Here is a 14735-nt window from a genome sequence, read left to right on the forward strand (position 1 = left end):
CCGCTCAGGCCGCGTTCTTGCGGGCCAGACGCGCCTTGATGCTCGCGGGATCCGCGCGCGGCGTCGCGGCGAAAAGCGTCTTGGTGTAGTCGTGCTTCGGGCTCGAGAACACTTCGTCGCGGGTGCCGTACTCGACCGCTTCGCCGAAATACATCACCATCACCTCGTCGGCGATGTAGCGCACCACCGACAGGTCGTGGCTGATGAAGACGTAGGTCAGGTTGAACTCGTCCTGGAGATCGGCCAGCAGGTTCAACACCTGCGCCTGAACCGAGAGGTCGAGGGCTGAAACCGGCTCGTCGAGAACGAGCAGGCTCGGATTGAGCATGAGGGCGCGGGCAATCGCGATGCGCTGGCGCTGGCCGCCGGAGAACATGTGCGGATAGCGGTTGTAATGCTCCTCGCCGAGGCCGACCTTCTTCAGCATCGCCATGGCACGGTCGCGGCGCTCGGACGCCGGCACGTTGCCGTGGATCACCAGCGGCGCGCCCAGGACGTCGCCGATCTTCTGGCGGGGATTGAGCGAGCCGTAAGGATTCTGGAACACGATCTGCACTTCGCGCCGAAGATCCTTCGTAAGGTCTCCTTTGGCGATGTCGACCTTGTTGCCCTGGATGAGAAGATCGCCGGAGGTCGCGGGGTCGATCAGCGTGAGAATGCGTGCGAGCGTGGACTTGCCGCAGCCGCTCTCGCCGACGATGGCGAGGGTTTTCCCCTTCTCGACCGTGAAGCTCACGCCCTTAACGGCGTGGACGGTCCGGCCCTTGGAGAAGAGACCTCCGGGGACATGGTAATCCCGGACGATATTCCGGGCTTCGAGAACAACACTCATGATACGGCCGCTCCGGCGATCTCGCTTCCGTCCTTGAAATAATCGGCGATTGTAGGCAGGCGGTCGCCCGTCGCATTGTCGGGCAATGCCGCCAGGAGGGCCTTCGTGTAGTTGCTGCGCGGGTTCTCGAACAGCGTCAGAACATCCGCCTCTTCCATCTTGCGGCCCTTGTACTGGACCACGACGCGATCGGCGGTCTCTGCGACCACGCCCATATTGTGGGTGATCATGATCATGCCCATCCCATGCTCGGCCTGAAGCTTCACGAGAAGGTCCAGGATCTGCTTCTGGATCGTGACGTCGAGCGCGGTGGTCGGCTCGTCGGCGATCAGCAGCTTCGGATTGCAGGCGATGGCCATGGCTATCATCACGCGCTGGCACTGGCCGCCGGACATCTGGTGCGGGAACGAGCTCAGGCGCTCGGCCGGATTGGGAATGCCGACCGCGGTCAGAAGCTCGATGGCGCGGGCGCGCCGCTCCCGGCGTCCGAGACCGAGATGGAAGCGCAGGACCTCCTCGATCTGAAAGCCGACCGTGTAGCACGGGTTGAGGCTTGCCACCGGCTCCTGGAAGATCATCGCGATGTCCTTGCCGACGATCTTGCGCCGCTCGGAATCGGACAGCGTGAGAAGGTCGCGGCCGTTGAAGGCCATCTTGTCGGCCGTCACCTTCGCGGTCCATGGCAGAAGGCCCATCACCGCGAGCATCGAGACGGATTTGCCCGAGCCGGATTCGCCGACGATCGCCAGGACCTCGCGCTCGTCGACCTTGAGCGACACCCCATCGACGGCCCGGAACATGCCGGCCGTGGTCTGAAACTCGACGACGAGGTTCTCGATTTCAAGAAGTGCCATGATCAGGACCTCTTCAGTTTCGGGTCGAGGGCATCGCGAAGGCCATCGCCGAGAAGATTGAAGGCGAGCACCGTGATCAGGATGGCGAGACCCGGGAAGGTCACAACCCACCAGGCACGCAGCACGAACTCGCGGGCATCGGCCAGCATGGTGCCCCATTCGGGCGAAGGCGGCTGCGCGCCGAGACCGAGGAAGCCGAGCGCGGCGGCATCCAGGATGGCGGTCGAGATGCCGAGCGAAGCCTGCACGATCAGCGGAGCGGTGCAGTTCGGCAGCACTTCCTTGAACATCAGGCGCATCGTACCGGCGCCGCTCACCCGGGCTGCCGTTACGTACTCCTTCGAGGTTTCGGTGATCACCGCCGCGCGGGCAAGGCGCACGTAATGCGGCAGGATCACCAGTGCCACCGCCAGCATGGCGTTCATCAGGCCGGGCCCGAGCACCGCCACGATCACGATGGCGAGCAGAAGGCTCGGCAGGGTGAGGACGATGTCCATCAGGCGCATGATGAAGATCTCGGTCAGGCCGCGGAAGAAGCCCGCAACGAGGCCGAGCACCGTGCCGATGACGATGGAGATCGTCACCACCACGATGCCGATCAGGAGCGACAGGCGCGCGCCGTAGATCATGCGCGAGAGAATGTCACGGCCGATCGGGTCGGTGCCCAGCGGATAGGCGAACGAGCCGCCCTCCTGCCAGAACGGCGGCTTTAGGGCGATGGTGGTATCGGTGACATAGGGCGAGTGCGGGGCCAGCACGTCGGCGAGCAGCGCCACGAGCACCACCACAACGATCACGACGAGCCCGGCAACGGCGCCGTGGTTGGCGCTGAAATAGCTCCAGAACTCGCGGAGCGGGTGGGGAGGGGTGGCCGTCGGAGCTGCGACAGCCGGAGCTTCCATGGTTTCAGTGGTCATCGCGTATGCCTGATACGAGGATTGATGAGACCGTAGGCAAGGTCGACGAGAAGGTTCACGCTCATCACGACAACGCCGAGCAGCAGGGCTCCGCCCTGGAGCACCGGATAATCGCGGCGGAAGATGGCATCGATGAGCCATTTGCCGACGCCCGGCCAGGAGAAGATGGTTTCCGTGAGGATCGCGCCGGTGAACAGCACGCCGACCTGCAGGCCGATCACCGTCACGACGGGGATCAGGGCGTTGCGGAGGGCATGCAGGGCGATGATCCGGAACCGGGGCAGGCCCTTGGCCTTGGCGGTGCGGATGTAATCCTCGCCCAAAACCTCGAGCATGGCCGAGCGCGTCATGCGGGCGATCACGGCCAGGGGCACCGTGCCCAGGACGATGGTGGGAAGGATCAGGTGGTTCACCGCGGACCAGAAGGCTTCCGGCTCATCGGAGAGGAGGGTGTCGATCAGGAGAAAGCCGGTGATCGGCTCGATGTAATAGAGCACATCGATGCGGCCCGAGACCGGCGTCAGGTCGAACTGCACCGAGAAGAGCAGGATAAGGATGAGCCCCCACCAGAAGATCGGCATGGAATAGCCGGTCAGTGAGATGCCCATCACGCCGTGGTCGAAGATCGAATTTCGTCGGATGGCCGCGATGATGCCCGCCGGAAGCCCGATCACAAGAGCGAAGAGGATCGCACAGAGCGCCAGCTCGACCGTTGCGGGGAACAGCGACGAGAATTCGTTGAGAACGGGCTCCTGGGTGATCATCGACTTTCCGAGATCGCCCTGCAGAACGCGGGACAGATAGATCCCGTATTGCACGAAGATCGGCCGGTCGAGGCCATATTCCTTCAGGAGTTGCTCATGGCGGGCAGGATCGATGCCGCGCTCGCCAGCGAGTGTTTCGATGGGATCGCCCGGGACCAGGCGGATCAGGAAAAAGGCCAGCAGCGTGATCCCGAGGAAGGTCGGTATGATCAGGCTGACGCGAGTGAAAATGAATCTGAGCATCGTCTGAACGTAAAAAGGCGGAGCGGCTTTTTTGAGCCGCTCCGCCGTAGGTTGAAGGGATGAGCTTACTTGCCCTTGATGTCCACGCCGTAGAAGGTGTGGCGACCGAACGGCGAGAGCTTGAAGTCTACGACTTCCTTGCGGATCGGCTTCAGCTGCACGGCGTGAGCCACGGTGAACCAGGGAGCCTGCTCCTTGAAGACTACCTGGGCCTGCTCGTAGAGCTTGGTACGCTCGGCCTGATCGGTCGTGACCTTCGCCTTCGTGACGAGATCATCGAACGGCTTGTAGCACCACTTGGCAATGTTCGAGCCCGAGTTGCTCTGTGCCGAGGCACAGCCCAGCAGGGTGTGCAGGAAGTTGTCCGGATCGCCGTTGTCGCCCGTCCAGCCCAGCTGAGCCATCTGGTGCTCACCGGCCTGCGCCCGCTTGCGGTACTCGCCCCATTCGAAGCTCTTGATCTCGGCCTTCACGCCGATCTTGGCGAGATCGGCCTGCATCAGCTCGGCGATGCGGCGGGCGTTCGGGTTATAGGGACGCTGCACCGGCATGGCCCACAGGTCGGTCTCGAGACCATTCGGGTAGCCGGCTTCCGCCAGGAGCTTCTTGGCGGCTTCGGGGTTGTACTCGTCTTCCTTTACGTTGTCGTTGTACGACCACATGGACGGCGGGATCGGGTTCTTGGCCGGAACGCCCGAGCCGAGGAACACGGCGTCGACGATCGCCTTCTTGTTCATGGCCATGTTGAAGGCCTTGCGGACGCGCACGTCATCGAAGGGCTTCTTCGTGGTCTGGTAGGCGAGATAGCCGATGTTCAGGCCGGGCTGCTCGAGAATCTGGACGTTCGGGTCCTTCTTCATGGCCTCAAGGTCAGCCGGGTTCGGATACGGCATGACGTGGCATTCGCCCTTCTGGAGCTTCGCCCAGCGCACGGAGGCGTCCGGGGTGATCGAGAAGACGAGGTCGTCAAGAGCAGCCTTGCCGCGGAAATACTCGGGGAAGGCCTTGTAGCGGATGATCGCGTCCTTCTGGTACTGCACCAGATAGAACGGGCCCGTGCCGATCGGCTCCTGGTCGATCTTTTCAGGGCTGCCGGCCTTCATCATGGCATCGGCATATTCCTTCGACTGAACGCTCGCCCACATCATGGCGAGGTTGGCCAGGAACGGGGCCTCCGGCTGGTTCAGGGTCACGCGGACGGTGTAATCGTCAACCTTCTCGACCGACTTCAGGAGCTTGGGCATGCCCATGTCGCTGAAGTAGGAGTGGTTCGGGCTGGTGACCTTGAAGTAAGGATTCTCTTCCTTCCACTGACGCTCGAACATGAACACGATGTCGTCGGCGTTCATGTCGCGGGTCGGCTTGAAGTTCTTGTTGGAATGCCACTTCACGCCCTTGCGCAGGTGGAAGGTGTAGACCGTGCCGTCAGCGGAGACGTCCCACTTCTCGGCGAGGCTCGGCTGAACCTTCGTGCCGCCGCGCTCGAACTCGACGATGCGGCTGTAGATCTGCTCGCTGGCATCGAACGAGGTGCCGGTGGTGTTCACGCCAGGATAGAAGTTCTCGGGGCTGCCCTCGGAGCAATAGACGAGGGTTTTGGCAGCCAGCGGGGCGGCGGCCAGAAAAGCCGGAACGCAGATGGCTGCGAAAAGGGCTGATTTTTTCATTACCTAGGTCCTCTGAGACGGCTCTACTCGTGGCCGTTCTGTGACGGAGTTAAGGTGCGAAGCCCCGATAATGTCAATCTGTCCATGAAACAATGGATAATTTTTAAAGGAAATTTACCATTTTCTGCCGTTGGGGCAGCCGGAATCGGGGGCGGTCAGGGTCAATTTTCCGCGATTCCGAACACTTTTTGTCCACAATCCGAAGATCCTGAGATCTGTCAGGCGGGAGTGCCGCAAGCCTGATCCAGGTGAGCGGCCTCGGCTACCTTCGCGGCGAGGTCGGCGCGGCTGAAGGGCTTGTGGAGCATCAGGTAGTCGTCCGGCAGCCGCTTCGGGTCGGCATATCCCGTCACGAGCAGGATTCCGAGGCCGGGCCGGACCTCCCGCGCCTTGCTGGCGAGGTCGGTTCCCGTCATGCCGGGCATCGCAAAGTCGGCGATGAGGAGATCCAGCTGATCGTCCGCCTTCAGGATATCGAGGGCCGACGATCCGTCCGCGGCCTCCACGACCCGGTGCCCCATTTCGGTCAGGTACGCAGCCGTGACCGTCCGGACGTCCGCATCGTCGTCGACGAGAAGAATGCGCACCTTGGGCGCGTTAGGTGAGATCGCCTGCTGCTCCTGCGGCCCTTTCTCCTGTTCTGCAGCGGCACGGGACAGGTAGAGCTCCACCATCGTTCCCGATCCGACCGTGCTGTGGATGGTTACGGTGCCGCCGGATTGCTGCGCCAGCCCATACACCATGGGCAGCCCGAGGCCGGTGCCCTTCCCCACCTCTTTGGTCGTGAAGAAGGGTTCGAGCACCCTGGTCAGAACCTCCGGGGGAATGCCGCTTCCGGTATCCGCGACCGAGATCACCACGTATTCGCCGCCGCTCAACTCAGGGATCCGACCTTCGTTCACCGTCTCGTTACGGGTCGAGAGGGTCAGAATGCCGTTCTCGGCCATGGCGTCGCGGGCGTTGATGCAGAGGTTGAGGATCGCGAGTTCGAGCTGGTCCGGGTCGACCATGGCGGTCCAGAGACCTTCGCTCAGATGCCGCTCGATCCGGATCACGCCGCCAAGGGTGCGGGTCAGCAGGTCGTTCATGCCGGTGATGACCTGGTTCACGTCCACGGCCTGAAGCCGCAGGTCGCGCTGGCGGCTGAAGCTCAGGAGCCGCTGGGTCAGGGAGGCGCCCCGCTCCGCGGCGTAAGTGGCGTTCTGCAGGAGCCGGGTCAGCCGGGGATCGTCGGGAGCCCGGCGGGAGGCGAGATCCAGGCTGCCGAGGACCGCCATCAGCAGGTTGTTGAAATCGTGGGCGACGCCGCCCGCGAGGGTTCCGAGAGCCTGCATCTTGTCCGCCTGCCGCAGGCGCATCTCCATCAGCTTGCGCTCGGTGATGTCGCGCTCGATGGTGGCCAGGTTCGTGACGGTTCCGGCTTCGTTCAGGATCGGGATGTGGTTGATGAGGATCCACTGGGTCGTGCCGTCGGGCGTGGTCCGCTCCTCGATCACCTCGTCGGGCGCGCGCGCCGAAACGGCCCGGCGTTCCGCCTCCTCGATCATCGTGGCCCGCTCCGGCGGGACGTAATCCCGCTCCTTGCGGCCAAGGCAGTCCTCCGTGCCGCAGCCGAGGCTTCGCGCCTTGCTGGCGTTCAGGCGGACGAAGCGGCCCTCCAGATCCTTGAACGAGATCAGGTCGCCCGTGCTTTCCATCAGTCCGCGCAGAAGGGCTCGTTCCGTGTCAAGCTTGCGGGCCAGCATGCGCCGCTGATAGGCCGCGGCCACCATGTTGGAGAGGGCGGCCGGATCCCAGGGCTTCGGCACATAGGCCATGATGCGGCCTTTGTTGACCGCCCCGATGACGGCCTTGAGATCCGCATATCCGGTGAGAAGGATCGCATCGGCATCGGTCTCGTGGCGGGCCTGAGCCAGGAATTCGTCTCCCTGCATCTCGGGCATGCGCTGGTCCGAGATGATGATGGCAATGTCGGGCTCGTGCCGGATGATGTCGAGCGCCTGGAGGGGCGAGGAGGCCGTCAGGACCCGGTAGTCGTTCTCGAACAGATCCTCGAGCGCAATCAGGATGTCCGGTTCGTCATCGACGACCAGGATCGTGCCATTTGTTGATTTCATCTCGCTCGGCAGGGTCATGAAACAATACGCCTCGGGATCGTGATAGTGAAACGCGCGCCCCCCTGGGGGCCTGCATCCACCGCAATCGATCCTTTGTGGGCCTGGACGACGCTATAAGCGATGGCAAGGCCAAGTCCAGTTCCAGACCCTACGGGCTTGGTGGTGAAGAACGGTTCGAAGATGCGCTCCCGCAATTCTCCCGGAATTCCCGGCCCAGTATCGCTGATCTTGATGCTATAGGTTGTCTCGTCGCTCTCAGTTTCAATGTCTATGCCGCCGGTTCCCTTGATCGCATCGGCGGCATTGCCGACGATGTTCATGACCACCTGGTTCAGAAGGGCGGGCGAGCAGTAAAGATCGGGAACCGCGTTGTAATGGCGGCGCACATCGATCCGGGTGCCGAGCCTGTGGCCCAGAAGAGCCAGGACGGTTTCGATCGATTCCGGCACGTTGACCGTCTGGAAATCACCTTCGTCCAGGCGGGAGAAGCGTCTCAGGTTGAGGACGAGCTCCTGAATCCGGGCAAGGCCCAGCTTCATGGCGCCGACCCGGTCGCGGGATTTCTGCACTTGCCGTTCCAGACCGGCTTCCGGCGGGGGCTTTGCGGCGATCTCCGTCAGCAGGTTCTCCACGGTTCCCTGGTGCGCCTGGATGAACGCGAGGGGATTGTTGATCTCGTGGGCGATGCCCGCCACCAATTCGCCGAGGGACGCCATCTTGGCGGCTTGGACGAGCTGCGCCTGCGTGCCTTTGAGGAGATCGTTAGCCTCCGCCAGCTCGCGATTGGCATTGGCGAGCGCCTCGGCGGAGGCTGCCTCCGCCCGGGCCTTCGCAAGGGCGAGCTCTCGCTCGCGCAGTTCAGCCTCGATGCGCCAGTTCTCATCCTGCATGAGCTTGCGCCGGACGAGCGCGCGGATGCGCACGCGCATCACGTCGGCCTCGACCGTTGAGGGAACGATATCGTCGACACCTGCGGCAAAGGCACGGGCGAGCAGGTCGCCGCCATCTTCGTGGCCGAGTCCCACGATGGCAAAGCTAGGGGCATCCGCTCCGGGCAGGGGCGCAAGGCCGCGATAGAGGTTCAGCTGACGGCATAGCTCGATCCCATCGAAACCCGGACTGAGCAGGTTGACCAGAACGCAATCCCAGGTGGCATCCACTCCGCGGACGAGCCGGAGAGCCTCGGTCGGCTCCGAGGCCGGCGTCACCGCGTAGCCTTCATGGGCCAGCAGGTTCTGGAGGTAGGTGCGGTGCGTCGTGCTGTCGTCCACGATCAGGACGCAGGCGCGGCGGAAGGTGCCGAAACTCGGGGATTGCCGCTCTTCCTGGGAGTTCCCGATGGGAGACGAGCGCCGACGCAGCAGCGCCTTGATCCGCAGAACGATGAGTTCCTGCTCGGCGGATTTGGAGATGTAGGCGTCCGCGCCGCTCTCCAGTCCCTGCCGCTCGACGGTCCGTTCCCTGGCTTCGGTCAGCATGATGACCGGGATTGCCCGTGTCCGGACGTTGAGGCGCATCTGACGGGTCAGCTCGTCTCCGTTCATGCCGGGAAGATGGTAGTCGGCGATGACGAGATCGGGCAGCTTCTCGTTCAGGCTGTCGAGGGCCGCTTCCGCCGTGGATCGCCAGGAGACGTTGAACCCGTTCGTCTCGAGCATGTGGCGCAGCTGAAGGGCCTGGGTTTCCGAATCCTCGACCAGGAGAATCTCGGCCGCCTGTGCGACGGAACCGGCACTCATTCGCCCTCTCCCCGCGCCAGCCTCAGGATCCGGGGGGCAATCAGGTCCAGGGGCAGGCTGACATTGGCGCCGCCCAGGCGGGCCGCAGCGGCGGGCATACCGTAGACCACGGCGGTGCTTTCGTCCTCGGCCAGTCCATAGCCTCCAGCCTGGCGCAGCTCGACGAGGCCCTGCGCGCCATCTTCGCCCATGCCGGTGAGGATGACGCCCAGGCCCCTCCGGCCGACGGATCGGGCCATCGATTGAAACAGCATGGTGGCGGAGGGCCGCTGGTTGCCCAAAGGAGGCTCGGCGCTCACCTTCAGGGTGCCCGCAGGGGAAAGCAGCAAGTGCCGGTCGCCGGGCGCCACATAGACATGGCCTGCAACCGGGATTTCCTGATCCTGCGCCAAGCGGACCTTCAAGGGCAGCAGCCCGTTCAGCCAGGAGGCGAAGCCCTCCATGAACGGCGCGCCCATATGCTGGACGAGGAGGACCGGCAGGGAGAAATCCGCCGGGAGAGCCCCGAGGACCTTCGCGAGAGCCGGCGGTCCGCCCGTGGAAGCGGCAATCCCCATGATGCTCGGGCGCGCCGCGCGCCATTCCGGGTCGCGTCTGACCGGCGCGACGGCCGTCTTCTCGCGCCATGGCGCGAAGGAACGCTGCCGGACCACAGGCACCTGGCTCATGATGTAGAGCTGGGTGCAGATGGTGCTGGCGATCCCCGCATAATTGGCGCTGGAAAGACCCACGGGCTTTTCCACCACCGTGAGCGCGCCGGCCCGCAGCGCGTTCATGGAGATCTTGAGCGAGGAATCCTCGATGCTGTCGGCGATGACTACGATGGGCGTCGGATGTTCCGACATGATTCGGCGCGTGGCCTCGAGCCCGTCCATCCCGGGAAGCCGGATATCCATGGACACCACATCCGGCTCCACGCGGCCGATTTCCTGGAGGGCCTCCTCGGCCGAGCTGACGGCGGCGGCCACCACGAGGCGGGGATCGCTGGCGATGATATGGACGAGCAGCTGACGGACGACGAGGGAATCCTCGACGACCATCACCCGCACCCTTGGCTGAGACGCCATGCTCATCGCCGCAAACTCACAACACCTGCCCGATCGTCGCCAGGAGCTCGCGCTGATCGAACTTCTGCTTGGTAATATAGGCGCTCGCGCCCAGATCCAGACCCTTGCGCACGTCCTCCGGATCGGCCCGCGACGTCATGAGAATGACCGGCAGGGTGGACAGCCGCGGATCGTTCTTGATCGCCTGCAGCAGCCCGAATCCGTCCATGCGCGGCATTTCCACGTCGGCGATGACGAGATCGACCATGGCCTCGCCCGACCGCAGGACGTGTAGGGCATCGATGCCGTCGACGCTGAGGAGGACTTCATAGCCCTGCGCCTCCAGAATGCTCTTCTCGAGAGTGCGGGTGGTGATGGAATCGTCGACCACGAGAATCGTCCGCGCCCGCCGTTCTTCCTCGGGAGCCCACCGGGCAAGCCCGAGGCCTCCGGCCGCGAGGCTGCCTTCGTTCTTCACCCAATGCTCGACCAGCTTGTCGGGGCTCAGCACGAGGGCCGGCATCTCGCTTTCCAGAAGAACGGTGCCCGAGACCAGCTCGTTCATCCCGACCGCCTGGATGTCGCTGACCAGCATCGTCCGGACATCGTGGAAAGTATTGACGGCGAGCGCGCAGGTGCGCGCGCCGTGGCGGACGAGCACGGCCTTCACGTGTCCAGCCTCGGTGGGGAGGGGGGCATTCGGGGATCCTGTCAGGGCTGCGAGGGCGACGACTGGAACGATAACGTCCTGTCCCCCGATCTCGATCCGTGCCGTAGGACGGCCTTCCACACTTTCCAGCGTGTCGGCGGGCAGCCGCAGGAGGCGCACCACCGCGTGGGAGGGCAGGCCGAACATCCGCTCCTCCGCTTCCAGGAGCAGCAGCGGCTGGCGCGCCGCCGTGAAGGGCACGTTCAGCAGGATCTCCGTCCCATGGGGATAGCGCGGCCGCATCAGAACGGAGCCCTGCAATTTGCGGGCGGCCTCGGCGACCACGGACAGGCCCATGCCCCGGCCCGACAGCCGGTCGACCTCGCCGGCCGTCGAGAAACCGGGGGCGAAGACGAGGGACAAAAGCTGGTCCATCATCGGCGGCGGATGGCCTGCGGCCCGTGGCTGCAGCAGCCCGCGTTCGACGGCGACCTCCTCGATCCGCGCCAGGTTCGGTCCCCGTCCGTCGTCGCGGACGGCGATGACCAGACGCCCGCCGCGGGAGGCCAATTCCAGGGTGACCTCGGCCCGCTCCGCCTTGCCTTTTGCAAAGCGTTCCTCCGGCGGCTCGATTCCGTGGCTCACCGCATTGCGCAGGAGGTGCATCACGGGATCCTTGAGAGCCTGAAGCACCTGCCTGTCCGCCTGGATGTCGAGGCCGATGCTGCGGACGTTCACGTCGCGTCCCGCCTTGCGCGCGATCTCCCTGACCATATGGCCGAAGCCGCCGAAAACCGTCTCCGCCGAGACGAGGGAGACGCGATCGATGTTGTCGCGAACCTGACGTGCCGCCTGTTCGATGGACCAGCTCGACTGCCGTCTGTCCCGGGATAGGGCGGACAGCCTGCGGAACAGCGCTTTCAGCCCCTGGTCGAAATCGCGCAGGCGCGGGGCGAAGGACGGGATGCTGCGGGAGCCGGCGCCGTCGGGACCGCGCTGTGCGGTCGAACTCAGCGTGTTGACCTGCCCGTGAAGCTGATCCCAGCTTCGCCTGAGGCCCCGGACCTCGAGTTCGATCTGCCGCAACGTGTCGTCGATTCCCTCATTGGCCTGCAACTCGGCCAGAAGCTGATGCATGGAATCGGACAGTTCCTCCATCTGTCCGGTGGCGACACGGAGATAGGCTCCCGCGCCGGCATCAGCATGTGCATCAGCCTTCGGGACCGTTGGTTCCGGCTCGATCGGCGCTGGCTTCGAAACCGGGGCCGGCGCCGTCTCCTGTTCCGGCGGCTTCAGGACATCCGCGACGAGATCCTCGATGAGGTCGAGGTTCTGCCTCACCGTTGCGATGGCGGGCTCATCCAGGGATAGCTGGCCGTCGAGCACCTGGGAGAAGAGCGCTTCGAGCTGATGGGCCACTTCCTCCACGGCCGGCAGGTCGACGGCGCGGGCCGCGCCCTTGAGGCTATGCGCCCGGCGAAAGACGTCGGTCAGGTCAATCTCGCCCCCGCCCGCGTGGTCGAGCGCGGCCCGGATCGCCTGAAGATGCTCCCGGTGCTCGGCCTCGAAGGCTGCCAAAAGCTGCTTGCGAATATCCGTCACGACACGCGCGTCCCCACCCTCTGCCGGTTACAGGCGGTAGCGCTCGGCAAGGCCGAGAAGCTGCTGTGCGAGGGACGACAGGTTGGCGGCGGCCGTATCGAGCTGGCGGGTGCCCGCGGCCGTCTGCTGGCTGGCCTGGCGGATGTTCTGGAGGGCTCCCATCACCTGCTCGATGCCGAGCTGCTGCTGGTTGGTCGACGCGATGATCTGCTGGAAGGTCTGGACGCTCTCCTGGATCTGTCCGGAGATGCCGGTGATGGTCTGCTGCGTGGTGTCCGTACGCTCCTTGCCGGCGGCCACGCGCTTCACGGCCTCTTCCGTGAGCATCACGGACGAATTGATGCCGCGCTGGATGTCGCCGAGGATCGAGCGGACCTGCAGGGTCGCGTCCTTCGCCTGGTCGGCGAGCGTCTTCATCTCGGAGGCCACCACCGCGAAGCTGCGTCCGTTCTCGCCGGCCGCAGCCGCCTCGATGGCGGCGTTGAGGGCGAGAAGATGCGTGCGCTCGGAGATGTCGTTGACGGACGTGATGATCTCGCCGACGGCCTGCGTCTTCTCGCTCAGGGCGACGATGTTCTCCGCCACCGCTTCCGCCTGCTCGCGGATGGCATCCATGGCGCGGGCCGTTTCCTCGACCGCCTGCAATCCCGAAACGCTGGTCTGCGCCGCGGCCTGGGCCGATGCGATGACCTCCTGCGCGCGCTTGCCGATCTGGGTTCCCGAATGGGTGATCTCGTCGACCGTTGCGGCGGTTTCCTGGACGGCTGCCAGCTGCTCCTCGACGGAGGCCGCCTGCTCCTGGGTCGAGGCACGAATTTCCGCCGCGGCGGCGTTCAGGTTCTCCGTCGCCTCTCGGCTCTGTTGCGCGAGTTGGCGCAGGCCGTCGACCATGGTGTTGAGCGTGGCGCCGAGATGCCCGATCTCGTCCTTGCCGGCCATGGCCTTCTGGCCGCCGAGTTCCCCGCGCCCGACCCGCTCGACGAAGCTCATGAAGTTGCCGAGAGGGCCGGTAATGGAGGAGCGCAGCGCATAGGTGATCAGGACGCTCAAGAGCGCCGCGATCGCTACGGCCAGAATGATCGACATCCGGCTCTGCTCATAAACTTCGCCGATCCGTCTCTGCCCGATCGTGATGGCTTCGCCGAGGACGCTGCGGGCTTGAACGAGATTCCTGTTCCAGGATTCACGGCTGGCGTTGAGGCCGTTCTGGGTCGCGGCGACGGCGGCGAGGTCGTTGCTCTGCTCGGCGGCGAACTGTCTCTCCGTCAAGATGCGGATCTGGCGCAGGTCCCCGCTGGCGCGGCTGAAAATCTCGGCGATGCGCCGCCAGGCGTCGGCTCTCTGCGTGGTGACAGATCGGGTGACGAAGTCGTTCACCGTCGCGATGGCCTGCGCCATCGCGGCTTCCGTCCCAACGGCCTGCTGCTCCCACGCGCGGGTCAGGTCCTCGCCCGACGATTGCTGCTGGCCCAGGGAACGCAGGTAGAAGCGGGAGAGAATTTCCTCGCGCAGGCCCCGCATGTTGTTCTGCAGATCGCCGAGCTCCTCGATCTGACGCATCAGCGCCAGATCGCGGGTCACGATCGTCTCCGTGGACTGGCGGACATCGTCCAGCTGGTTGATGGCATAGACGCAGAGCCCGACCATCAGCGCGACGATGAAGGCGAAGCCGAGAAGAATGCGGTTGGCGATCGAGATCGTCACGTCAGACTCCAGGAACAAGAGGTGTGGGCAGGAAGGGGCGCAGAAGGCGCTCGGTATCGAGAAGAGAGAGCGTTTCGTCCTGCCCGTCCGGGCCGGATTGAAATTTACCGTACCCGGTGACCGCATCATTGCGGAAACCGGTCGCATCGTCGCCCGCCAGGGGGAGGATATCCTCGACGGCATAGGCACGCTCGACCCTCAGCGCCACCTGCGGCTGCTCGTGCCGGAGCAGGACGAAGTGCTGGTTCTCGTTCTCCGTGGCGGACGGCTCGAGGCCAAGGGCGAGAGCGAGATCGATCACGCTCACCAATCGACCGCCCCGGCCGAACAGGCCGATGAGGGCCGGCGGACCATCGGGAACGGGCATGCATTTCTGGGGCGGCATGACCTCGGCCACGGCATCGACCGAAAGGCCGAAGCGCTCTCGGCCCGTACCGCAAACCAGGGCGCGGAGAAGGATTTCCGCCGGAGCCCCTGCGCCGTCTTTTCGTGCCGCGAGGCGTTCCGTGCGCTCGTCAAGAATATGTTGCATGCGCTCCTCGGCGGAGCGGACACGGACACGTTCCATCAGTTTCAGCTTCCGGCGCGCGGATCTCGCCAC

General features: G+C 64.6%; 11 protein-coding genes. All 11 read right to left on the reverse strand.

The window, feature by feature from the left end; all coding sequences use genetic code 11:
• Window positions 1-4: 4 nt before the first annotated feature.
• Window positions 5-832: an ABC transporter ATP-binding protein gene (locus H0S73_RS05405; RefSeq protein ID WP_181051202.1), complete on the reverse strand. Its 828-nt coding sequence runs from the start codon at window positions 830-832 to the stop codon at window positions 5-7.
• The gene (locus H0S73_RS05410) at window positions 829-1686 is read right to left on the reverse strand and encodes an ABC transporter ATP-binding protein (protein ID WP_181051203.1); all 858 of its coding nucleotides are present in this window, start codon (window positions 1684-1686) and stop codon (window positions 829-831) included. Before H0S73_RS05410 ends, H0S73_RS05405 begins: the two co-directional genes overlap by 4 nt.
• A gap of 2 nt (window positions 1687-1688) precedes the next feature.
• Window positions 1689-2603, reverse strand: a complete 915-nt coding sequence (locus H0S73_RS05415; protein ID WP_181051204.1) for an ABC transporter permease subunit — start codon at window positions 2601-2603, stop codon at window positions 1689-1691.
• Complete coding sequence (locus H0S73_RS05420; RefSeq protein ID WP_181051205.1) at window positions 2600-3610, reverse strand: ABC transporter permease subunit; 1011 nt, start codon at window positions 3608-3610, stop codon at window positions 2600-2602. Before H0S73_RS05420 ends, H0S73_RS05415 begins: the two co-directional genes overlap by 4 nt.
• A gap of 65 nt (window positions 3611-3675) precedes the next feature.
• Window positions 3676-5277: an ABC transporter substrate-binding protein gene (locus H0S73_RS05425; RefSeq protein ID WP_181051206.1), complete on the reverse strand. Its 1602-nt coding sequence runs from the start codon at window positions 5275-5277 to the stop codon at window positions 3676-3678.
• Window positions 5278-5495: 218 nt separating this feature from the next.
• Window positions 5496-7394 (reverse strand): response regulator, encoded by a 1899-nt coding sequence (locus H0S73_RS05430; RefSeq protein ID WP_246388737.1) that lies wholly within the window; start codon window positions 7392-7394, stop codon window positions 5496-5498.
• 14 nt (window positions 7395-7408) lie between these two features.
• Window positions 7409-9133, reverse strand: coding sequence for a response regulator (locus tag H0S73_RS05435; RefSeq protein WP_181051208.1), 1725 nt, complete (start codon window positions 9131-9133; stop codon window positions 7409-7411).
• The gene (cheB, locus tag H0S73_RS05440) at window positions 9130-10206 is read right to left on the reverse strand and encodes a chemotaxis-specific protein-glutamate methyltransferase CheB (RefSeq protein ID WP_181051209.1); all 1077 of its coding nucleotides are present in this window, start codon (window positions 10204-10206) and stop codon (window positions 9130-9132) included. The genes H0S73_RS05435 and cheB overlap by 4 nt, the downstream gene beginning before the upstream one ends.
• A 10-nt stretch (window positions 10207-10216) precedes the next feature.
• Window positions 10217-12430, reverse strand: a complete 2214-nt coding sequence (locus H0S73_RS05445; RefSeq protein ID WP_181051210.1) for a response regulator — start codon at window positions 12428-12430, stop codon at window positions 10217-10219.
• A gap of 27 nt (window positions 12431-12457) precedes the next feature.
• Window positions 12458-14134: a methyl-accepting chemotaxis protein gene (locus H0S73_RS05450; RefSeq protein WP_181051211.1), complete on the reverse strand. Its 1677-nt coding sequence runs from the start codon at window positions 14132-14134 to the stop codon at window positions 12458-12460.
• 1 nt (window position 14135) lies between these two features.
• Window positions 14136-14666: a chemotaxis protein CheW gene (locus H0S73_RS05455; protein ID WP_181051212.1), complete on the reverse strand. Its 531-nt coding sequence runs from the start codon at window positions 14664-14666 to the stop codon at window positions 14136-14138.
• Window positions 14667-14735: the final 69 nt, after the last annotated feature.

The sequence above is a fragment of the Microvirga mediterraneensis genome (assembly GCF_013520865.1).
GTDB classification, from domain to species: domain Bacteria; phylum Pseudomonadota; class Alphaproteobacteria; order Rhizobiales; family Beijerinckiaceae; genus Microvirga; species Microvirga mediterraneensis.

Bases quoted from the DNA above. Each gene is read 5' to 3' on its own strand.
- H0S73_RS05430 (WP_246388737.1), bottom strand. From the start codon at position 7,394: ATGAAATCAACAAATGGCACGATCCTGGTCGTCGATGACGAACCGGAC.
- H0S73_RS05405 (WP_181051202.1), bottom strand. From the start codon at position 832: ATGAGTGTTGTTCTCGAAGCCCGGAATATCGTCCGGGATTACCATGTC.
- H0S73_RS05425 (WP_181051206.1), bottom strand. From the start codon at position 5,277: ATGAAAAAATCAGCCCTTTTCGCAGCCATCTGCGTTCCGGCTTTTCTG.
- H0S73_RS05435 (WP_181051208.1), bottom strand. From the start codon at position 9,133: ATGAGTGCCGGTTCCGTCGCACAGGCGGCCGAGATTCTCCTGGTCGAG.
- H0S73_RS05415 (WP_181051204.1), bottom strand. From the start codon at position 2,603: ATGACCACTGAAACCATGGAAGCTCCGGCTGTCGCAGCTCCGACGGCC.
- cheB (WP_181051209.1), bottom strand. From the start codon at position 10,206: ATGAGCATGGCGTCTCAGCCAAGGGTGCGGGTGATGGTCGTCGAGGAT.
- H0S73_RS05410 (WP_181051203.1), bottom strand. From the start codon at position 1,686: ATGGCACTTCTTGAAATCGAGAACCTCGTCGTCGAGTTTCAGACCACG.
- H0S73_RS05455 (WP_181051212.1), bottom strand. From the start codon at position 14,666: ATGCAACATATTCTTGACGAGCGCACGGAACGCCTCGCGGCACGAAAA.
- H0S73_RS05420 (WP_181051205.1), bottom strand. From the start codon at position 3,610: ATGCTCAGATTCATTTTCACTCGCGTCAGCCTGATCATACCGACCTTC.